Below are 22,300 nucleotides of genomic sequence, written 5' to 3' on the forward strand. Positions count from 1 at the left end.
AGTTTTTACCTCTTATCTCTTACCTCTTATCTAAAAGCAATTATGACTAAATATACAGAAGAAGAACTTAAAGAAGAATTAGAAAACAGCGAATACAAATACGGCTTTTATACAGATATCGAATCAGAAACTTTTCCTAAAGGGCTCAACGAGGAAGTGGTAATAGCCCTTTCTAAAAAGAAAAACGAACCCCAGTGGATGACCGATTGGCGTTTAGAAGCCTTCCGTGCGTGGCAAGCGATGGAAGAGCCTCCTCATTGGGCGAACCTCAAGTTTGAAACTCCCGACTTTCAAGATATTGCTTATTATTCTGCTCCTAAACAGAAACCTAAACTTAACAGCCTTGATGAGGTAGACCCTCAGCTATTGGAAACTTTCCAGAAACTCGGTATCTCTCTTGAAGAACAAAAACGCCTTGCGGGAGTAGAAGATGAAAAACCTGCCGTAGCAATGGACGTAGTAATGGACTCCGTTTCAGTAGCAACTACTTTTCAAAAAACATTGGCAGAACGAGGCATTATCTTCTGTTCTATCTCCGAAGCGATACAAAAACACCCTGATTTAGTGCGTAAGTACCTTGGTATTGTGGTACCTAAAACCGATAATTTCTACGCAGCTCTTAACTCAGCGGTCTTTTCTGATGGGTCTTTTTGTTATGTACCCAAAGGGGTGCGTTGCCCTATGGAGCTTTCTACTTATTTCCGTATCAATCAAGCAGGAACAGGACAGTTTGAGCGAACCCTCCTCATTGTTGATGAAGGCGCTTACGTCTCTTACCTCGAAGGTTGTACGGCGCCCAAACGCGACGAAAACCAATTGCACGCCACAGTGGTAGAACTCATCGCAATGGAGGGAGGCGAAATTAAATACTCTACCGTTCAAAACTGGTTTCCTGGTGATAAAGACGGTAAGGGCGGTGTATATAACTTCGTAACCAAGCGCGCTTTGGCTGAGAAAAATGCCAAAATATCGTGGACACAAGTAGAAACAGGCTCTGCTATTACTTGGAAATACCCTTCAGTAGTGCTCAAAGGGGATAATTCTATAGGCGAATTTTACTCAATTGCGGTTACTAACCACTTTCAGCAAGCTGATACAGGTACTAAGATGATACACTTAGGCAATAACACCAAATCTACGATTATCTCTAAGGGTATTTCGGCGGGAAAATCACAAAACAGCTACCGCGGATTGGTGAAAGTAGTGCCTAATGCTAAAAATGCACGCAATTTCTCTCAATGCGACTCCCTATTGATGGGTAACCTCTGTGGAGCGCATACATTTCCTTATATAGAAGCCAAAAATCCTACTGCTCAAATAGAACACGAAGCTACTACCTCTAAGATTGGTGAAGACCAGATTTTCTATTGCAATCAGCGGGGTATTGATACCGAGAAAGCGATTTCACTCATCGTAAATGGTTTTGGCAAGGAAGTGCTTAACAAGCTCCCTATGGAGTTCGCTGTTGAAGCTCAAAAACTCTTAGAGATTTCGCTAGAAGGAAGTGTAGGCTAATGACGAATTACGAATGACGATGGTATACTAAAAATTGCATTTGCTTCATAAAATAAATCACTAAACATTAATCATTAAACATTAAAAATATGATTCTCGCTCCTTCATTATTAGCTGCCGATTTCGGCAACCTGCAACAAGCCGTGGAAATGGTAAACGCCAGCGAAGCTGATTGGTTTCATATCGATATTATGGACGGTGTTTTTGTGCCTAATATCTCTTATGGTATGCCCATACTCTCAGTGATTCACAAACACGCTACTAAGCCGTTAGATGTTCACTTGATGATTATTGACCCCGACCGCTATATTAGCACTTTTGCTAAGCTCGGTAGTGATATTCTTACTGTGCATTACGAGGCGTGTACGCACTTGCATCGCACTATACAAGCAATTAAAGCAGAGGGAATGAAAGCAGGGGTAGCCCTCAATCCGCATACGCCTGTCGCTTTGTTGGAAGATGTTATTCAAGATATAGATGTACTCTTGCTGATGAGTGTGAACCCTGGATTCGGAGGACAGTCATTTATTGAAAATACTTATAAGAAAGTGCGTCAAGCTAAAGCACTTATTGAACAAGTAGAGGCACACGCACTTATAGAAATAGATGGTGGAGTGAGTTTAAAGAATGCTAAAGCACTTGTAGAGGCAGGTGCTGATGCCTTAGTAGCAGGCAGTTTTATCTTCAATGCTACTAACCCTACCCAAACGATTGCGGAATTAAAAAAAACAGTATTATAAGAATACTTATTTTATGATACAAAATAGGCTATCAAGAAAGAAATCTTATCTTTTTGATAGCCTATTATTATTGTATTATTTCTTTTTAGAAGGGGCTTTTTTAGCTTTAGGCTCTTTCTCGGTGAGCAGGGTAAGAGCTTGTTCTTTGGTCAAAGTTGCTATATCGGTGTCTTTGGGGAGTTCTACTTTGGTTTTACCTTTGAGGAGGGTAAAACGTCCCCAGCGAGCTTTCTCTATACGGATAGCTCCTTCGTCCCATTCTTTTACTACCTTTTCCGATTCTTTTTTGAGCTTATCTTCTATAAGTTCTTCTACATCTTGCTGACTAAGATGGTCGAAATTGTACTTTTTGGTAACGTTTATATAAGTATTGTTCCACTTAATAAAGGGACCAAAACGACCTACACCTTTGGTAACTTCCACTCCTTGATAGGTAGCAATAGGAGCGTCAGCTTTTTTCTTCTCGCCGATGAGTTGCTTAGCCCGCTCGAGAGTTATACTGAAAACGTCTTCACCCTTATCAAGTGATATAAAAGCATCGCCGTAGCGCACATAGGGGCCGAAACGCCCTACATTCACTTCTACATTCTTACCATCGACAATGCCTAACTGACGAGGAAGCTCGAAGAGTTTGAGGGCTTCTTCAAAAGTAATCGTTTCGATAGACATACCTGCCAATAAACTTGCATAAATAGGCTTTTCGGCATCGTCGGGATTCCCTATTTGCGCCATAGCTCCATAACGACCTAAGCGTACGCTGAGAGGGCGACCTGATTTAGGGTCGGTACCCAGCACGCGTTCACCTGTTTCACGACCTGTATGTTTTTCAACATTTTCTACTACGGAGTGAAAATGATTATAAAACTGTGTGAGCATCTTTGTCCAATTCTCAGTGCCTTCGGCTATTTCGTCGAAGCTATTTTCTACTTTGGCAGTGAAATTATAGTCCATTATCGTATCGAAATGGGAGACGAGAAAATCGTTTACTACACTACCTATATCAGTGGGGACAAGCTTGCCTTTATCGGCACCTACTCGTTCGCTAAGAGTTTGCGTTTTGATACTATTACCTGTAAGGGTAAGTTGCTGATAGGGGCGCACTTCACCTTCGAGTGTGCTACGTTCCACATATCCGCGGTTTTGAATCGTAGAAATGGTAGGAGCATAAGTAGATGGGCGTCCGATACCGAGTTCCTCTAACTTTTTCACCAGCGAAGCCTCAGTATAACGAGGTAGTGGACGAGTGAAACGCTCGGTAGCAGTAATATAGCGATGCGTAAGAGCTTCTCCTTTTTTGAGATTGGGGAGCATTCCTTCTTGTTCTTCTTCCTCGTCGTCAGTACTTTCTAAATACACTTTTAAAAAACCATCAAACTGTACCATTTCGCCACTGGCTACGAAGTGTTCTTTGTGCTTATCGGCTTCTATTTTTACGGTAGTGCGCTCTATTTGAGCATCTGCCATTTGTGAGGCAAGGGTGCGTTTCCATATCAGTTCGTATAGCTTATTCTGGTCGGGTTCAGCAGCGATAGAGGAGCGACTCATATCGGTAGGACGAATGGCTTCGTGCGCCTCTTGTGCGCCTTTGCTTTTAGTAGCGAACTTGCGCACTTGACTGTACTGAGCTCCGAAGAGTTGCACGATAGCGTTTTTGGCAGTGTTGAGCGCTTCTTGTGAAAGATTCACGCTATCGGTACGCATATAGGTGATGAAACCAGATTCGTAGAGGCGTTGGGCTACCGTCATTGTTTTGCTTACTGAAAAGTGCAGTTTGCGTGCGGCTTCTTGTTGGAGGGTGGAAGTAGTGAAGGGGGGCGCAGGCATTTTCTTAGCTGGTTTGGTTTCTAATGATTGCACTTTGAAATGCGCTCCGATATTCTGTTGCAAGAAGTTTTCAGCTTCGGCTTGTGTGTTGAAATTCTTAGGCAAAGAGGCTTTTACAACTTTGCCTTCTGAGGTGATAAATTCGGCAGTAATTCGGTAAGAGGATTGCGTTTTGAAGTCTTGTATTTCGCGTTCGCGTTCTACGATAAGGCGTACTGCTACCGACTGAACGCGTCCTGCTGAGAGTCCGCTTTTAATTTTTTTCCACAGTACGGGAGAGAGTTCATAGCCCACGAGGCGGTCGAGTACACGGCGTGCTTGCTGAGCATTCACCAGATTATAATCGATACCACGAGGGTTTTTAATAGCGTTTTCAATAGCCGATTTGGTAATGGAGTTAAAAACGATGCGCTTGGTATTTTCCTTTTTTAGTTTGAGTGTTTCGGAAAGATGAAACGCAATAGCTTCTCCTTCACGGTCTTCATCGGAAGCGAGCCATACTACTTCGGCTTTGGACGTGAGTGCTTTGAGTTCTTTTACAAGATTTTTTTTGTCGTTAGAGATGAGGTAATTAGGTTTAAAACCGTGCTGGATATCTACGCCCAGTTCATTGGAGGGCAAATCGACAATATGCCCATAGCTGGACACTACTTTGTAGTCCTTACCTAAGAACTTTTCAATGGTTTTAGCCTTGGCAGGCGACTCTACAATCACTACATTCTTAGCCATACGCTTGTTTGTTTTTTGAGTTATTGGGTGCAAAAGTACAAAATAATTGCAAAATAGCAAATGAGGGAGATGCCAGTAATGCCAATAATGCCAATAATACTGGGAATACCAATAATACCGGAAATACCAGTAATCAACTTTGCCAAAGTTTCAAACTTTGGCAAAGTGTGTACCCCTAAAAGTGACATATCTGAGCTATCGAAAGTAAACGGAGAAGTTCGGAAGAGGGTTGAGAGAGATTTTGGTGAAAAAAGGCTGTGAGGAGGGTGGGGTTAGCTTATAGAGAGCTTATAGGAAGCTTATACGAATCTTGGACGATTGGTATAGGAAGGGTATATAAAGAGTTGATTCATAATATCATACAACAGTGCTAAAAATGTTAAAAACGAGGTTTCGAGGCGAAAGAAAGAGAAAAGGCACTAGGCCTTAGGCCATAGGCACTAGGGGGGAGTATGACGGAAACGAGGAATAAATGACGAGTGTTAAATTTGGGGATTTGGGAATTAGTTCGTAATTTTGCCACCTTAAAAGAAAACAATGTCAGAAAAAACATCTCGGACTAAACATACTTTTCGTCAGCTGTCGCGCTTTGTAAAACCTTATCGTGGGGTATTTATAGCCGTAGCTCTCTTTGCAGTGCTATCGTCTATCTTTTCGACCGCACAACCTTACTTGATAAAAGTAGCGATTGACAATTATATCACTCCTAAGGATTACGAGGGTTTAGTGCGCATTGTGTACATACTCATAGCTTTGCTATGTGCGGAAGTAACGATGCAGTTTCTGTTTTCTTATTACTCTAATTGGCTGGGACAAACGGTAATACGCGATGTGCGAGAAAAGCTTTTTGCGCACTTGTTACGCTTTAAGATGCGGTATTTTGACAAATCGTCCATAGGGGTATTGGTAACGCGTGCGGTGAACGATATGGAACGGATAGGCGAAATTTTCAGTTCGGGGCTTTTTGAGATGGCAAGCGATATACTGAAAATGTTTGTTATCACGATTGTAATGTTTGTGATTGATTGGAAATTGGCGCTTATCAGCTATGCTACGATGCCTCTGATTTTGTACTTTACGCGTTGGTTTCAACGTTCAATGAAGGCAGCTTTTGTGGAGGTACGTCACGAAGTGGCAAACTTAAACGCCTTTGTACAAGAGCGCATTTCGGGTATTAAAGTACTACAACTTTTTGCGCAAGAGCGCGAAGAATTGGAGAATTTCAAAAAGATAAACGAGAAACACAAACAGGCGTGGCTGAAAACGATATGGTACAACTCTATTTTCTTTCCGATTGGCGACTTGTGTGTATCGATTACCATTGCGCTGATTGTGTGGTTTGGCGGTCGGCAAATTATAGGAGAAAACGTATACGACTTAGGGAATATCTTCCTTTTTATACAGCTTTCGCAACAGTTATTCCGACCTATTAGGCATATAGCCGATAAGTTCAACACTTTGCAGATGGGCATTATCGCTTCTGACCGCGTATTTGCTATTTTGGATACTGAAACGGATACTGAAACCGGAGGTGAGAAAGAGTTGAAGGAGGTGAAAGGTAATATTAAGTTTGAAGACGTCCGTTTTGAATACGTAGCAGGGGAAGAAATCTTGCACGGCATTAGTTTTGAGGTAAAAGAAGGCGAAACCATTGCGATTGTAGGGGCAACGGGTGCAGGGAAGACCACTATCACCAATTTGCTAAACCGTTTTTACGACTTGACTTCGGGGGCGATTTACATCGATGGGGTGAACATTGAGGAGTATACTCTCAGTTCGCTACGAGAGCACATTGCTACCGTGTTGCAAGACGTATTCCTATTTGCCGATAGTATTTACAACAATATCACCTTGAAAAATCCTGCTATCACCGAAGAGGAAGTGATTGCGGCTGCTAAGAGCATAGGAGTTCACAACTTTTTGATGAGTTTGCCAGAGGGATATCATTACAACGTGAAAGAGCGTGGGGTTATGCTTTCGGCAGGACAACGCCAGCTGATAGCTTTCTTACGCGCCTATGTACACAAACCGCAAATTCTTATTTTGGACGAGGCAACGTCTTCAGTAGATTCGCATTCGGAAAAGCTCATACAAGAGGCTACCGATAAGATGACCGAAGGGCGCACGTCCATCATCATTGCGCACCGCCTTACCACCGTGAAAAAAGCTGATAGAATAATAGTATTAGACAAAGGGAAGATAGTGGAAATAGGCAATCACGAGGAGTTGTTGCAAATAGAAAACGGCTATTACCGCAACTTGTATGAGGTGCAGTTTTTGGAAGAAGTGAAATACAAGGAGTGAGACTGCATCTCAGAAATTAACATAAATGAGGTTCAGAATCAAGCAGATAAAACGCAATTGAACTGACGTTATATAAAATTTAATTGAAAAAACGCTTAACTATAAATGGCTAAAAAGAAACAACCACAAGAAACACAAAAGAAGAAGAAGGATACTAATAAACCTCAACAGCGCAAATTGGCTTTTGGCGTATTTTTAGTACTGCTATCGCTGTATTTGGTATTTACCTTTTCGTCATTCTTCTTCTCGTGGCAGACTGACCAAAGTGGATGGGCAGATTTGAGCAATCGGGAAGAAATTGCTGACAATATAGGCAGTAAGATAGGAGCCTATTTGGGTCAGTTATTTGTATATAAAGGTTTTGGACTGGCAGTTATCTTTCCTGTGTGGCTTCTATTTCTCTCAGGGATGAAACTTATCCTGAATATGAAAAAGCCATTGCTAAACCGCTGGTTCTGGGGGATTCTGTTAATGGTATTCACTTCAACCGCCTTAGGATTTTTGGGAGGGAAAGCTACTATATTAGCAGGTGTTTCGGGCTATGAACTAAACCATTTTCTACAAGACTATTTGGGCAAATTGGGCACTATACTCCTTTTGGTACTTATTGTGGTACTCTATGGCATTTTCAAACTAAATCTCACTACTGAAAAGGCTGTTGCTTTCTTCCAAAATACATTCTCTAAACTGAAACGCGAAGGAGAAGAAGAACAGGAGCAAGGCGATGAGGAGGAAAACAGCTTTGAAAGTATAGAAAAAGAACCTAACTCCATAGAATTTACTACTGATGAGGGTGATTTAGACTTTATCATTCCACAGGGTGAAAACGAAAAGTTAGACCCTTTTACCCATAAAAAGGAAATTCCGCGCCTTGATGGACAAGAGGGAGGATTGGAAATCACTAATATTCCCGAAGAGGAACAACCTGATTTTACGGTAACGCCTACTCAGCCAACAGAGGCAATAGACCCCGAGGCTCTGGCTAAGCAATTGGTAGAGAACTATGGAGAGTATGACCCAACGTTAGAACTTAGCGATTACCGTTTCCCTACACTCGACCTCTTAGACGACCCCAAAGACAGTGGTATTGTTATTAACCAAGAGGAATTGGAGGAAAACAAGAATACAATCGTACAAACGCTGAACGATTACAAAATTAAAATAGAGAAGATAAAGGCGACCATAGGTCCTACCGTTACTCTTTACGAAATTGTACCCGAAGCGGGGACACGTATTGCAAAAATCAAGAACTTAGAAGACGACATAGCTCTTTCATTGGCAGCACTTGGTATTCGTATTATCGCACCTATTCCAGGGAAAGGTACGATAGGTATTGAAGTGCCAAACAAGAAGCCTACAATGGTGTATATGCGCACGATGATTACCGCACCGCGATTCCAACACGCCGAAATGGAACTTCCTATCGCCTTCGGAAAGACAATTAGCAACGAAACTTTTGTAGCCGACCTTACCAAGATGCCTCACTTACTGATGGCGGGGGCAACCGGACAAGGTAAATCGGTAGGGATAAATGTAGTGCTCAGTTCGCTACTCTACAAGAAGCACCCAGCCGAAGTGAAGTTTGTGTTAGTAGACCCTAAAAAGGTAGAGCTCTCGATATTTGAGCGTATAGAACGTCACTTCCTCGCTAAATTGCCCGATAGTGAAGAAGCAATTATTACCGATAACAAAAAGGTGGTGAACACGCTAAACTCCCTCTGTATAGAGATGGACAACCGCTACGAACTGCTGAAAAATGCCCAAGTGCGCAACATCAAAGAGTACAACGCTAAGTTTAAAGCGCGACAGCTAAACCCTAACGAGGGACACCGCTTCTTACCTTACATCGTATTGGTGGTAGATGAGTTTGCCGACCTGATAATGACAGCAGGCAAGGAGGTAGAACTTCCTATTGCACGATTGGCACAGCTTGCCCGAGCCATTGGTATTCACTTGATTATCGCTACCCAACGCCCATCGACCAACGTGATTACCGGTATTATTAAAGCCAACTTCCCTACGCGTATTGCCTTTAAAGTAAGCTCTAAAATCGACTCTAAAATTATCTTGGATGGCTCAGGAGCAGAACAGCTCATCGGACGAGGTGATATGCTGTACTCGCAAGGGAATGAACCTGTACGTATACAATGTGCTTTTGTAGATACCCCCGAAATAAAACACATTACCGACTTCATTGGGGCACAGCGCGCTTACCCCGATGCGTACTTGCTACCTGAGTATGTAGGACCTGAGGGAGAGGGTGTAGATTTAGACTTCGACCCCTCGGAGCGTGACCCTATGTTCCGCGAAGCTGCCGAAGTGGTAGTGAATGCCCAACAAGGTTCGGCTTCCCTCTTGCAACGCAAACTGAAATTAGGTTACAACCGCGCGGGTCGCCTCATCGACCAATTAGAACACGCCGGTGTAGTAGGCCCGTTTGAAGGCAGTAAGGCAAGGCAAGTGCTTATTCAAGACATTGTAAGCTTGGATAGGCTGTTGGAAGGACAATAATGAAAAGAGAAAAGTTAAGAGTCAAAAGTATGAATCAACAACAAGAATTTCTAAAATATCAAGCTCCCACCTCACCTTATCCGCGACTCTTGGAAGTAGAACGCGCTGAGGGTAGCTATATCTATACTACCGATGGCAAACGTTATTTAGATTTTGTAGCAGGCGTATCGGCTTGCACCTTAGGGCATTGTCACCCTGCGGTAGTGAAGGCTATACAAGAGCAGTGCGCTACCTATATGCACGTAATGGTATACGGCGAGTACGTACAAAAACCGGCGGTAGACTTCTGCAAACTCCTCGCTGAGCAGTTGCCACCAGAGCTCAATACTACTTATTTAGTAAACTCGGGGACGGAAGCTATTGAGGGCTCGGTGAAATTAGCCAAACGCGCTACGGGTCGCACTCAACTCATTGCTGCCAAAAACGCCTATCACGGCAATACACAAGGCTCGATGAGCCTAATGGGCTATGAAGAACGCAAACGCGCTTATCGTCCGCTCATCCCTGATGTAGATTTTATAGAGTTCAACAACGAAGCCGATATCCTCAAAATCACCGAACGTACGGCAGGTGTGGTCTTAGAAAGTATCCAAGGAGGAGCAGGTTTTATCGAACCCCAAAACGACTATCTTATCAAGGTAAAACGCCGTTGTGAAGAGGTGGGAGCCCTGCTTATCATCGATGAAATACAACCAGGTTTCGGACGTACCGGCAAGCTCTTTGGTTTCCAAAACTATGGCTTTACCCCTGATATTATCGCAATAGGCAAGGGTATGGCAAGCGGTATGCCGGTAGGGGCATTCGTGTCGTCATATGAGCGTATGCAACTCTTGGCACACAGTCCTAAAATGGGACATATCACTACCTTTGGAGGCAACCCCGTGATAGCAGCTGCCTCGTTGGCAACCCTCAACCAGCTACTCACTACCGACCTAATGGCTCAAACCTTGGAGAAAGAAAAACTCTTCCGCAAGTATTTGCAACACCCACTCATTGAAAGCGTGAACGGTAAAGGACTGATGTTAGCAGTTATCGTTAAGACTGCCGAAATCGCCGATTTTGTAGTGAATTACTGTCAGGATAGGGGACTCATTGTGTATTGGCTCTTGTTTGAACACCGCGCCGTGCGACTTTCTCCTCCACTTACCCTTACAGAAGAAGAAATAAAAGAAGGCTGTGATATTATCTTGGAAGCATTGAATCAAGTAGAGAAATCATTCTAAATTATTGCTATCTACATTTAATTTCATTTTAATCGAAGCTAAAGCGAACCTAAGGCGAATCTAAACCGAAGTTAAGACGAAAAATAGGTGGAATAGAATTAGGAAGCAATCGGTTATAATTGCAATTTATTTATTATCTTTGCCCAAAATAAGTTTTTTGAACTTACTAATTATCCATTGTAAATTGTTAATTGAAAATATATGTCTGCAATCCTAAACTCATTATTAGACAACGATTTTTACAAATTCACTATGCAATGTGGCGTAGTGCAGTTATTTCCTAAAAACAAGGCACGTTACACTTTTATCAACCGTGGCAAACACGAGTTCCCCGATGGCTTTGCTGAGGCTTTGAGAGAAGAGGTGAACAATATGGCAAAACTGAAACTTACCAAAGCCGAAAAGCAGTTTTTGATAGATAACTGCCCCTATTTGAGTCCGCTGTATTTAGACTTTTTGGAAGGGTATCGCTATGATCCTTCGGAAGTACATATCGAACAAAACGGTAGCGACTTGCAGGTAACTGTTGAGGGCTACTGGTATCGCACGATACTTTGGGAAGTGCCCCTACTTTCTATAATTAGCGAGCTCTTCTATAAACTCACCAAAGCGACCGCTTGGACAGACGAGCAGGTGATAGCCAATACTCGTGAAAAAGAACTGTTATACAAAGAATTAGGAGTGGTATTTGCCGAGTTTGGTACCCGTCGTCGCCATTCGTATCACGTGCACGACATCGTGATGCATACCTTAATGGAAGGCTACAACCAAACCTTTATAGGCTCTAGCAATGTGCATTTTGCGATGAAATACAAGGTGAAACCTATAGGGACTCACGCCCACGAGTGGTTTATGTTCCACGCAGCTGAGTACAGTTACAAAATGGCTAATGCACTATCATTGGAACACTGGGTAGACGTGTACCGAGGCGACCTTGGAGTAGCCCTCTCCGATACGTATACTACCGATGTGTTTTTCAAGCAGTTCGACAAGAAATTTAGCAAGTTGTTCGACGGTGTGCGTCACGATAGTGGCGACCCTATAGTCTTTGCCGAAAAGACAATAGCACACTACAAGAAGATGGGAATAGACCCACTATCAAAATACATTATCTTCTCTGACGGACTTAACCCTAAGAAAGTACAAGCAATCACCGAAGCTTGTAAAGGTAAAATAGGTATCTCATTTGGGATAGGTACCGACCTCACTAATGATGTAGGTTTACGTCCGATGAACATAGTGATGAAGCTCACTGGGGTACTTACCAGCGATAACGAGTGGGTACCTACTGTAAAACTTTCAGACGAGCCTAACAAACACACGGGCGACCCAAGAATGATTGAACTCGCAAAAGGAATATTAGCAATTAGTTAATTAGCAAATTGATAAATCGAATTTATGAATTATATATTAATGATTTTAGGGATATTGGTAGCACTGTCGCGTTATCTTTTCCCAAAATACGACCAAGCGTTACTCATCATAGGCATAAGCCTACTGATGATAGGTATCTATCGCATTTCGCGCAACCTACCCTCTAAAAATGAGGAAGATTTTCAAGACCCAGCGACGAAAATAAGAAACCCAGAAGATAATTAGCAAATTGACAAATTGACAAATTAACAAATTAACAAATAAACTGCCCGTGCGGCTCGCACCTCGCACTGTGAACATAGGAGATTACATAGAAGTATTAGACGATACCATAAAAGGACACATCGTGCGCCTTACGCCTCAGCAGGTAACAGTAATTACTACTGAGGGGTTTGAATTAACTTACCGCCCTGAGGAAATAATAGTTATTGAAGAGGAAGCGCCTTTAAAAGGTGCTTTTACGAATATAGATGAAGAGAGTTTGCGCAAAGATGTGGTGAGCAAGCGCAAGAACAAATCGCCACTCACTAAAAAAGAGCGTAATATCCCTCCAATGGAAGTAGATTTGCACATTGAGCAACTGGTCAATTCTACTAGGAATATGACCAACTACGATATGCTTACTCTACAACTCGAAACCGCTCGCCGGCAGTTAGAGTTTGCCATTGCACAGCGTATCCAGCGGGTAGTGTTTATTCACGGAGTAGGCGAAGGCGTGTTGCGCACCGAATTAGAATTCCTGTTGGGGCGTTATTCTAACGTTACTTTCTACGATGCCGAATATGCCAAATACGGCATAGGTGCTACCGAAGTATATATCTATCAAAATGCCAAATAAATGATTCAAGCTACCAATATTCATAAAACTTATAAAGATTTAGAAGTGCTCAAAGGCGTATCGGTGAACGTTTCCAAAGGCGAAATTGTATCGATAGTAGGAGCTTCAGGAGCAGGAAAAACTACCCTGTTACACATCTTAGGTACTTTGGACAGTCCAGATGCCAATAAACCATCGTCGTTGGTGATTAATGGTACGGATATATTGTCGTTATCCTCCAAAGCCTTAGCAAAATTCCGCAATGAACACATAGGCTTTATCTTTCAATTTCACCAGTTGTTGCCCGAGTTCACTGCTTTGGAGAATATCTGTATTCCTGCACTCATCAAAGGGGTAGGCAGGAAGGAAGCCGAAAAACGTGCAATGGAGCTCTTAGACTTTTTGCACCTCACCTCGCGTGCTGACCATAAGCCCAATGCCCTTTCAGGAGGCGAACAACAACGAGTATCAGTAGCACGCGCCTTGATGAACCACCCTTCGGTAGTATTCGCTGATGAACCCAGTGGCAACCTCGATTCCGAAAGTGCTGAAAAACTACACCAACTCTTTTTCCAACTGCGCAATGAGTTCCAGCAGACATTTGTAATCGTTACCCATAATGAAGAATTGGCTACTATGGCAGATAGAAAGCTGGTGATGGTAGACGGAAGGATAATTATTCCCAATTCTTTCCAAAATTAGGTAGTATCTTTGCCCCGTTAAACTTAAAAACAGATTAAACGATGAAAAAATTAGTATCAATTATCACCACTTTTTTATTGACTGTAATAGCAGTACAAGATTTGTCAGCTAAAGACACTCCTATTACTTTTGAACAATTACCAGCTAAGGCGCAAGCTTTCGTGAAACAACACTTTAAACTAAATGATATCGCATCGGTATGGAAAGACGACGATTTCCACGACCAAGATTACAAAGTGTATTTTAACGATGGCACTCAAATTGAATTCTATAGCAATGGAGACTGGGAAGAAGTGAAAACTCGCACTCAAGCTGTACCTGCAAAACTTATTCCTAATGGTATCGCTCAGTACGTAAAGAAAACCTACCCTCAAACGGATATCTACAAAATCCAAAAGAAACGCTATGGCTATGAGGTAGAACTCGCTAACGGACTCGATTTGGAATTCAATGCTAAAGGACAATTTTTAAGAATAGACGACTAATAAAAAGTACCATTCATTTGGTACTTTTTTTATTTTTAGCTACCTTTGTCGCCTTAAACATATCAATTATAAAAAGATGAATACACTCAAAACATTATCAACAGTAGTCTTCTCTTTACTTGCTTTTGGAGTGACTACCGCTCAAGACGAAGGTCTTGTACCTATAAGTACTTTGCCTGCTAGTGCACAAAGTTTTATTAAGCAACATTTTTCTGCTAATAGCATCGTTTCGGTATGGCAAGATACCGAGAAAGGCAAAGTAGAGGACTACACCGTGCTCTTTGCTGATGGCACAGAAATAGAGTTTCGTGCTGATGGCAATTGGAAAGAAGTGAAATCACGCAACGGACAAGTTTCGCCCAAGATTGTTCCTACAAAAATTACTAAGTATGTGCACAAAAACTACCCTAATGTAATCGTTAAAGAAATTAAAAAAGAACGTACTAAATACGAAGTAGACCTTTCTAACGGGGTAGAACTCATTTTTAACTTAAATGGTAAATTCTTAAAAATAGACGACTAAAATGAAACATTTTTTATTACTCATTGCTGCTACACTTACCTTCAGCGCAGCCTCAGCACAAGACAAAAAAGTAACTTTTAACGACCTCCCTGCTGATGCTATCAACTTTGTACGCGAGCATTTCTTAGTAGACCACATCGCTTCGGTATGGAAAGACACCGATTACAAGGACGAAGAGTATACCGTCATCTTTCGCGATGGACTTGAAATAGAGTTTAACGGCGATGGCGATTGGAAAGAGCTTAAAGCTCGTCACGGCAAAGTGCCCGATCACGTAGTACCCGAAAAAATATTAGCACACGTACGTGCCACTTTCCCTTTTGAATCTATCAAAGAAGTATCGCGCAACCTTAGTAAAAAGAAATATGAAGCAGAACTTACCGACGATCAAGAACTTAAATTTGACGATAAGTTCAACTTTATTGGGGTAAAATAACTATGTACGACCTTCTTATTATCGGTGGAGGAGCTGCTGGCTTCTTCACCGCTATTAATACTGCTGAAAAACACCCTAACTTTAAGATTGCTATCCTCGAAAAAAGCAAAGAAGTACTCCATAAAGTGCGCATTTCAGGCGGAGGGCGTTGTAACCTCACCAACGCTACTTTTACTCCCCAAGAACTCGTAAAGAACTATCCTCGTGGCAGTAAGGAACTCCTCAGTCCCTTCCTCCGTTTTATGTGTGGTGATACAATGGACTGGTTTGAAGCTCACGGTGTCCCTCTCAAAACTGAAGCTGATGGTCGTGTATTTCCTATTTCTAATACTTCGGAGAGCATTGTAAATTGCTTCCTCAACGAAATAAAAAAACACCATATAGAGCTCTTCGCTGAGCAAAATGTACAAGCCTTCTCTCCTACTCCCGAAGGTTGGCAAGTAGGTACGCCCAAACAGACCTACATTACTCGAAATGTAGTCATTACCACCGGCAGTAATCCTAAAATATGGCAATTGTTAGCTAATTTGGGGCATACTATCATACCACCAGTCCCCTCGTTGTTTACCTTTCATACTTCCACCCAATGGACAAAAGAACTATCGGGTATTGCTGTAAATGCTTCTGTACGTTTGCTTAGCAAAGAAGGAAAATCACTAAAAATAACTGAGACTGCTCCGCTACTCTTCACCCATACGGGTTTTAGCGGACCTGCGGTATTGCGCGCCTCGGCTTGGGGGGCTCGTGTGCTAGCTGAATGTAACTACCAATGCTTAATGGAAGTAAATTTCACCGCTAACCTCACAGAGGCGCTTTCTTATGACGAAACGCTCTCTGTTCTCCAAGAATTTAAACAACACAACGGACGCAAAGCTATACAAAGCTTCTCACTTTTTGAACTCCCCAAACGCTTATGGTCTGCTCTTTTAGAAAATGCAGGTATCGCTCCTGAACAAGTGTGGGCAGAACTCAACAAACCACAATTGCGCCGGCTGGCTGAAGCTCTTACCCAATATCGTTTTCCCATAGAGGGCAAAGCTACCTTCAAAGAAGAATTTGTAACAGCAGGTGGTGTAAAACTCTCTGAAATCAACTTTAAGACTTATGAGAGCAAGCTATACCCTCAGCTCTATTTAGCAGGAGAAGTACTCGATATTGATGCTATTACTGGAGGGTTTAACTTCCAAAATGCGTGGACGGGTGGTTATATCATTGCAGAAAGTATTCAATAATAATCCTATTATAAACTTAATACTTGGCACTATTTTTGTTGATTTTCATATTATTAATAATAACTATATTTTATGGCAAATATTACGTTTCACGAACAACCAGCTCATACTGTTGGAGAACTTCCCAAAGTGGGTACTATAGCTCCTAATTTTTCAGCTGTAAGGAATGATTTAGCTGAAGTAACACTCAAAGACTTTCAAGGGAAGAAAGTTGTACTAAATATTTTTCCGAGTGTAGATACGGGGGTATGTGCAGCTTCTGTACGCAAATTTCACGTGGAAGCTTCTAAACTCAGTAATGTAGCTATCCTTTGTGTATCTAAAGACCTTCCTTTTGCACTTACTCGCTTTTGCGCTGCTGAAGGAATAGACAATCTCACTATGCTTTCAGACTTTAGAGGTGATTTTGCAAAGCATTACCCTATTGTCTTTACTGATACTCCCTTAAAAGGGTTATTATCACGTTGTGTAATAGTTTTAGATGAGCAAGGGAAAGTGGTTTATACAGAACAAGTAGCTGAAACCACACACGAACCTAACTACGTTAAAGCGTTAGAGGCTTTGAAATAGGTAGAGGAACAAAAAAAAGAGGTTATTGGAATAGTATTCCAATAACCTCTTTTTTATTTTATATCTCTTATTTGTAACTGCAAACTTGCTCTGCCATTCCACTGATTTTCTTCTATTGAATATACTATGCTGAAAGGTCTGCCAGAGGTTACTATGGGGAGTTTATGTGCTAAGCCAAAGCCTACTGCGTCATAATACGAGGTAGTGCCTACTTCTTTTAAGGTGAGTTTTAAGTGTTCTTCATCTTTACCGATACGTTTGGCAAAGCCGGTATCTATTACGTTTTCGGCATAGAAAAGCGGAGGGAGATTCAGAGGACCGAAAGGCTCGAACTGTTTGAGTACGTTATACAACTTTTGAGTAAGTTTACTCAATGGCAAAGCGGTATCTATAAAGAGTTTGGGAATGCGAAGCGAAGAGTCTATGGTTTGCTTTACTACTTCTTCAAAGGCATTTTTGAAAAGCGGATACTGTTCAGGGCGCAAAGTGAGTCCGGCAGCGTATTTATGACCACCGAACTGCTCCAAATACTCACTGCATTGTTCCAAAGCTTCGTAAATATCAAATCCTTGTACCGAACGCGCTGAAGCAGCATACTTATTACCACTCTTAGTAAAGACTACCGTAGGACGATAATAATGCTCTATAAGGCGAGAGGCGACAATGCCTATCACCCCTTTATGCCATTCTTCATTAAACACTACCGACGTATAGTGTTCTTGCTCGCCATTTGCCTCTATTTGGTTGAGAGCTTCGGCGGCGATACTGCTGTCCAGCTCTTTCCTATGTGTATTAAGCGCATCTATTTCCTTAGCTTTAAGTACAGCTTGTTCTTCATCAGTTTCGGTGAGGAGAGCAACGGCGTATTTGCCGTGTTCTATACGTCCTGCTGCATTCACACGAGGTGCTGCTTTAAACACTACATCGGTTATGGTAATTTTACCTTGATGCTCTCCAAAAAGCGCTTTTACGCCTGCCGACGGATTATTATTGAGTACTTCTAAACCAAAGTACGTCAAGCAACGGTTCTCGCCGTTCATTGGTACGATATCGGCAGCAGTAGCGACGGCTACTAAGTCTAAAAGAGGAATGAGTTCGCTGAACGGGCGTTGTAAATACTCGTGATAAGCTTGGGCTAATTTAAACCCCAAACCACAACCACAGAGTTCTTTATATGGGTAAGGACAATCAGCTTGCTGGGGGTCGAGCACGGCAATAGCATCTGGCACTTGTTCCGAAGGACGGTGGTGGTCGGCAATAATAAAGTCAATGGCTTTTTCTTTGGCATATTCTACTTTATCAATGGCTTTGATACCGCAGTCGAGCGCAATGATGAGGGTACAACCTTGCGCCTCGGCATAGTCTATTCCTTGAAAAGAAATACCATAGCCTTCGGTATATCGGTCAGGGACGTAGGTGTGTAATTTAGAAGTGAAGTTGCTAAGATAGCGCTCCATGAAAGAAACGGCGCTAGTACCATCGACATCGTAATCGCCGTAGATAAGGATTGTTTCGTTACTTTTTAAGGCTCGATCTAAACGAGCAACGGCTTCTTTCATTCCTTTCATCAGGAAAGGATTATGTAATTGTGAGAATGTAGGACGGAAGAAATCTTTTGCTTGCTGAAAGGTAGTCACGCCTCGTTGTGCTAAAAGAATCGCCAAAGGCTCACTGATGTTGAGCTCTTGTTGTAAAGTAGCGACAATGGCTTGCGGTGGTAGTGGTTTAAAGTTCCAAGTGTAGTCCATTATTTAGATAAGAGATAAGAGGTAAGAAAAAAACTTTGCCAAAATCTATTACATTCTAATATTCAAATATATTCGTATTATTTTTTGATAGATAACACTCCATCAGCATTTAATGATAGTAAAATATTCTCTTGATGATCAACTGCTTTAAGAGTGGTTTTAATCACTAAATGAGAAGCTGTATAACAACGTACTTCATAGGTATTTTTAGGAAAATATTCCTTAAAAAAGTAGGTTTGAGAGACTTCTATTGGTTCCTTTGACATTTTAGAACCTATTGAAACAGAATCAATTCTTTCAAAATATCTATTTTCAATACCTATTCTGTAATTCTCTTTAGACACTTTTTCTTTTTTACAACTAATGCTTAGTAAAAATAGGCATATTAACAGCATTAGTCCAAGATAATGTTTTATAAAATTCATATTCATCATTTTGTAGTGTAGCCGACTGAGGTATATAAATACTGATTCCAGAACTTTTTTGGAGAGGTATTTTACCAAAGAAATAAGAAGTATGATGGTAATTAGTTATTAATCTTCCTAATTGCTCGGTAAGTTTTTTATTAGTTTGTTCTTTTTGCAAATAATCAGCAACCTGTCCTAAATCAAATAGATAGTCTACTTCATCTTGGCTATATTGCAACCATTTTTGGTCTGTTATTTCTCTAGAAATAGTATTTAAATAGTATTTAAATAATGTTGCAAACTGAGGAAGCTCAGCTGTTTTGACAGTAACTACTGAAGCAGATTGTAATACACCTTTTTTCTGCTGAAAAAATGCTACATATTTTTGAGCAATTTTCTGGTAATTCACTGTAGCACTAAGCATATCAGTCAAAATATCTTTATAGGGAAATCCTGTAGCAAGCACTTCAGTAGGAGAAGCAATGATATAATCTGTAGTATTTCTCAATTCATAAAACACCTCAATAGAAGCCATAAAACAAGCGTCAAAAAGGATAAAATCAAAGTGATAATTATTTAGAATGATAGTTAATTTTCGGACATCCATTTCGGCATTATGGTTTTCGTTATTAGCCATAGTTTGGTCAAGCCCAAAAGATTTGACTGCAGTAGCTCTTTGCGAAGCTAAAGAAACACTCTCGGGGAGCCAAGCACTACCGTGTGACCATAACACAAGTCCGCGTAAGAACTCATTATTAATAGCACAAATAGTTTGTACTTGTGAAAGTGCTTCAGCAAAAACTTTTTCATTGGCACTATTATTTTCAGGATAAACCTTTATAATCTTAGAGTTTATTTTAGCAGAGGTGTCAGCAGTAATTTGATACAGTATAGGGTGAGCTGTTTTTCTGTTTTTAGCGCGATCAATATAAACATACACAGAGCCAGCTTCAGGGTTTTGAGCCATAAAAGTTTCCATTTCGTTAATATTTGCAGTAGCATAGAAGTCTAAATCATTATCAGCTATCATATAAACGAAAACAGCTCTTTTACTTTCTTTTTTTGTAACAATATTAGAATCCTTTTCGCAGCTTGTGAAAAGGAACACCTGCCATAAAACTATGGCAAGTGTTCGTAAAAAAAAATTTTTCATCTGTTTAAAAACTATTAGAGCCCATTATTCCATTTGGGATATTGATAAACCATACTTCCCCTTTATTTTCTAAGGATTTTCCTGCTGAGACTATTCCATAATGTTTAATCTTGTAATTATGCTGAAGAATACTTCTATCATTTGGATCTTTAGTGTTTCTTCCCATATAAGCATCATAATTAGGATATAATGTATTTCCATAAGTATATTCTTGTTTATACAAACTAAGAATCTCAGCTATTGAAAAAGGTGTGTTAGCTACTATTTCTCCAAAATTAGGAGTTTTAAGAGGTACAGCTACTGCTTCTCTACCTGAAACGCCTCCATCAGGAGCATATATTCCTTTTGTAACATAAACAGTAGTCTGAGGGGCTAATTCTGGTTTTATCAGGTATAATACTGAAGTAGCCTTATATACAGGAGCTGCACCGCTAGGATATTTAACGACTTTTGTTTTATCTATTTGATTTTTGTTTACAATATCACTACTATTAGCAATCTCATCAGCAGATAAAAACTCTAATTTTTGATTGCCTATAACTGCATATTCAATAGCTACTGATGATAAATTTTTGATTGATAGATAGTCAGCACCACGAGGAGTGTAATTCCTTTTTAGTTTCCTTTGGTAATCGTGGAATTTTTTATGCCAAATATACACAATGCTATCGTAATTTACTTGCACAGACTCTCCTCCTATAATGAAAGGTGTTATCTTGCGTTCTGTTTTTACAATATTTTCAGTATTCCCTTCTACAAAAACCGAGTAACTCACCTCTACTTCAGCAGGTGAATTATCTACTGAATTAACTACTATATAATTATGTTTAAGAGAGTTCGTCTTTATGTTTTCAATTACTTCTTCTTCTATTTTGGTACATTTTAATTGGAAGCTAATTAAAATACTAAAAATTAGAAATACTTTCACAAAAAACTTTTTCATAGTGTTTTATTTTTAATCATAAACTAAATACCAAGGATTCCACCAATCAATGCATAAAAGTAAAAACAAAAGTAAGAGTTTTATAATTTAAAACTATTCTTCATTTTTCTTAATCTTCATATTCCTGAAAACCATCAAGGGCATAACTTCCTTTAAAAGTATTAATAAACCATATCTGCCCTGTATTTTCTAATGTTTTGTCTGGAAGTATAGTCCCATAAAATTTAAGATAGTGTTTGCCTTGAGAAATGCTGTAATTATAGGGTCTTCCTCTATCCATATAGGCATTATATTCTGGATATAATATATTCCCTGAAGTGTATTCCTGTTTGTATAGGCTGAGAATATCAGTTACTGAAAAAGGTGTATGTGCAATCACTTCACCAAAATTAGGAGTTTTAAGAGGTACTGCTACTGCTTTGTTCCCAGATACTCCTCCTTCACTGCTGTATATTCCTTTGAGTACATAGACCGTAGTTTGAGGGGCTAATTCAGGTTTTATTAGGTACAATACAGGAGTAGCCTTATATATAGGGTTTGCACCACCAAGATACTTAACAACTTTTGATTTATCGATTTCATTTTTGTTTATAATATCACTCCTATCAGTTATTTTTTGAATAGGATCATATTCTAATTCTTGGTTGCCTATAATAGCATATTCAATAGCTACTGATGATAAATTTTTGATTGATAGATAGTCAGCGCCACGAGGAGTGTAATTCCTTTTTAATTCATTTTGATGAAATCTTCGAGTAGTTCCGTGCACAAAAAGTAGACTATCATATACTACTTTTACTTCTTCTCCTCCAATGATAAAAGGAGTAGTTTTACGTTCAGTTTTTACAATGTTTTCAGCATTTCCATTAATAAAAACTGAGTAACTTACTTCTACCTCAGCAGGTGAGTTATCTACTGAATTAACTACTATATAATTATGCTTTAACACTTTAGTTTTATTACTTGTAGCTGTTTCTATCTCTGGCTTAGTACATTTTAATTGGAAGCTAATTAAAATACTAAAAATTAGAAATACTTTTACAAAAAACTTTTTCATAGGATTT

General features: G+C 40.4%; 20 protein-coding genes. 14 read left to right on the forward strand and 6 right to left on the reverse strand.

Features of this window, described 5'->3' with window-relative positions; genetic code table 11:
• Window positions 1-42: 42 nt before the first annotated feature.
• Entirely contained in the window at window positions 43-1,515 is a 1,473-nt protein-coding gene (gene sufB / locus COCH_RS01675) for a Fe-S cluster assembly protein SufB (RefSeq protein WP_012797068.1), read from the forward strand.
• A gap of 89 nt (window positions 1,516-1,604) precedes the next feature.
• Window positions 1,605-2,255, forward strand: coding sequence for a ribulose-phosphate 3-epimerase (gene rpe / locus COCH_RS01680; RefSeq protein ID WP_012797069.1), 651 nt, complete (start codon window positions 1,605-1,607; stop codon window positions 2,253-2,255).
• A gap of 75 nt (window positions 2,256-2,330) precedes the next feature.
• Here rpe and topA read toward each other — a convergent pair whose 3' ends face one another.
• Entirely contained in the window at window positions 2,331-4,808 is a 2,478-nt protein-coding gene (gene topA, locus COCH_RS01685) for a type I DNA topoisomerase (protein ID WP_012797070.1), read from the reverse strand.
• 537 nt (window positions 4,809-5,345) lie between these two features.
• Here topA and COCH_RS01690 point away from each other — a divergent pair.
• The 12 genes from COCH_RS01690 (at window position 5,346) to tpx (ending at window position 16,985) form a co-directional block, all read left to right on the forward strand.
• The gene (locus COCH_RS01690) at window positions 5,346-7,112 is read left to right on the forward strand and encodes an ABC transporter ATP-binding protein (protein WP_015781661.1); all 1,767 of its coding nucleotides are present in this window, start codon (window positions 5,346-5,348) and stop codon (window positions 7,110-7,112) included.
• A gap of 105 nt (window positions 7,113-7,217) precedes the next feature.
• Entirely contained in the window at window positions 7,218-9,623 is a 2,406-nt protein-coding gene (locus COCH_RS01695; RefSeq protein ID WP_015781662.1) for an FtsK/SpoIIIE family DNA translocase, read from the forward strand.
• Window positions 9,624-9,652: 29 nt separating this feature from the next.
• Window positions 9,653-10,846: an aspartate aminotransferase family protein gene (locus COCH_RS01700; RefSeq protein WP_041546889.1), complete on the forward strand. Its 1,194-nt coding sequence runs from the start codon at window positions 9,653-9,655 to the stop codon at window positions 10,844-10,846.
• 201 nt (window positions 10,847-11,047) lie between these two features.
• Window positions 11,048-12,220, forward strand: a complete 1,173-nt coding sequence (gene pncB / locus COCH_RS01705; protein ID WP_002673512.1) for a nicotinate phosphoribosyltransferase — start codon at window positions 11,048-11,050, stop codon at window positions 12,218-12,220.
• 24 nt (window positions 12,221-12,244) lie between these two features.
• The gene (locus tag COCH_RS01710; RefSeq protein WP_015781664.1) at window positions 12,245-12,445 is read left to right on the forward strand and encodes a hypothetical protein; all 201 of its coding nucleotides are present in this window, start codon (window positions 12,245-12,247) and stop codon (window positions 12,443-12,445) included.
• A gap of 67 nt (window positions 12,446-12,512) precedes the next feature.
• The gene (locus tag COCH_RS01715; RefSeq protein WP_041546624.1) at window positions 12,513-13,058 is read left to right on the forward strand and encodes a Smr/MutS family protein; all 546 of its coding nucleotides are present in this window, start codon (window positions 12,513-12,515) and stop codon (window positions 13,056-13,058) included.
• Entirely contained in the window at window positions 13,059-13,739 is a 681-nt protein-coding gene (locus tag COCH_RS01720) for an ABC transporter ATP-binding protein (RefSeq protein WP_015781666.1), read from the forward strand.
• 41 nt (window positions 13,740-13,780) lie between these two features.
• Window positions 13,781-14,224 carry a PepSY-like domain-containing protein gene (locus tag COCH_RS01725; protein ID WP_015781667.1) on the forward strand — a complete coding sequence of 148 codons (444 nt, stop codon included), beginning with the start codon at window positions 13,781-13,783 and terminating at the stop codon, window positions 14,222-14,224.
• 76 nt (window positions 14,225-14,300) lie between these two features.
• Complete coding sequence (locus COCH_RS01730) at window positions 14,301-14,747, forward strand: PepSY-like domain-containing protein (RefSeq protein ID WP_015781668.1); 447 nt, start codon at window positions 14,301-14,303, stop codon at window positions 14,745-14,747.
• Between the two features lies 1 nt (window position 14,748).
• Window positions 14,749-15,183, forward strand: coding sequence for a PepSY-like domain-containing protein (locus tag COCH_RS01735; RefSeq protein WP_015781669.1), 435 nt, complete (start codon window positions 14,749-14,751; stop codon window positions 15,181-15,183).
• 2 nt (window positions 15,184-15,185) lie between these two features.
• On the forward strand, window positions 15,186-16,415 hold the full coding sequence (locus COCH_RS01740; RefSeq protein ID WP_015781670.1) for a BaiN/RdsA family NAD(P)/FAD-dependent oxidoreductase: 1,230 nt from the start codon (window positions 15,186-15,188) through the stop codon (window positions 16,413-16,415).
• Between the two features lie 72 nt (window positions 16,416-16,487).
• A complete protein-coding gene (gene tpx, locus COCH_RS01745; protein ID WP_015781671.1) occupies window positions 16,488-16,985 on the forward strand; it encodes a thiol peroxidase in 498 nt (165 codons plus the stop codon).
• 53 nt (window positions 16,986-17,038) lie between these two features.
• Here the strand turns inward: tpx and recJ are convergent, their stop codons facing one another.
• The 5 genes from recJ to COCH_RS01770 form a co-directional block, all read right to left on the reverse strand.
• Window positions 17,039-18,733, reverse strand: a complete 1,695-nt coding sequence (recJ, locus tag COCH_RS01750) for a single-stranded-DNA-specific exonuclease RecJ (RefSeq protein ID WP_015781672.1) — start codon at window positions 18,731-18,733, stop codon at window positions 17,039-17,041.
• A 77-nt stretch (window positions 18,734-18,810) separates the two neighbouring features.
• Window positions 18,811-18,999 carry a hypothetical protein gene (locus tag COCH_RS11840; protein ID WP_143713199.1) on the reverse strand — a complete coding sequence of 63 codons (189 nt, stop codon included), beginning with the start codon at window positions 18,997-18,999 and terminating at the stop codon, window positions 18,811-18,813.
• A gap of 94 nt (window positions 19,000-19,093) precedes the next feature.
• A complete protein-coding gene (locus tag COCH_RS01760; protein WP_015781674.1) occupies window positions 19,094-20,293 on the reverse strand; it encodes a clostripain-related cysteine peptidase in 1,200 nt (399 codons plus the stop codon).
• Between the two features lie 4 nt (window positions 20,294-20,297).
• Window positions 20,298-21,236, reverse strand: a complete 939-nt coding sequence (locus COCH_RS01765; RefSeq protein ID WP_015781675.1) for a hypothetical protein — start codon at window positions 21,234-21,236, stop codon at window positions 20,298-20,300.
• 109 nt (window positions 21,237-21,345) lie between these two features.
• A complete protein-coding gene (locus COCH_RS01770) occupies window positions 21,346-22,293 on the reverse strand; it encodes a hypothetical protein (protein WP_015781676.1) in 948 nt (315 codons plus the stop codon).
• Window positions 22,294-22,300 lie beyond the last annotated feature (7 nt).

The organism is Capnocytophaga ochracea DSM 7271 (genome assembly GCF_000023285.1).
Taxonomy (GTDB): Bacteria; Bacteroidota; Bacteroidia; order Flavobacteriales; family Flavobacteriaceae; genus Capnocytophaga; species Capnocytophaga ochracea.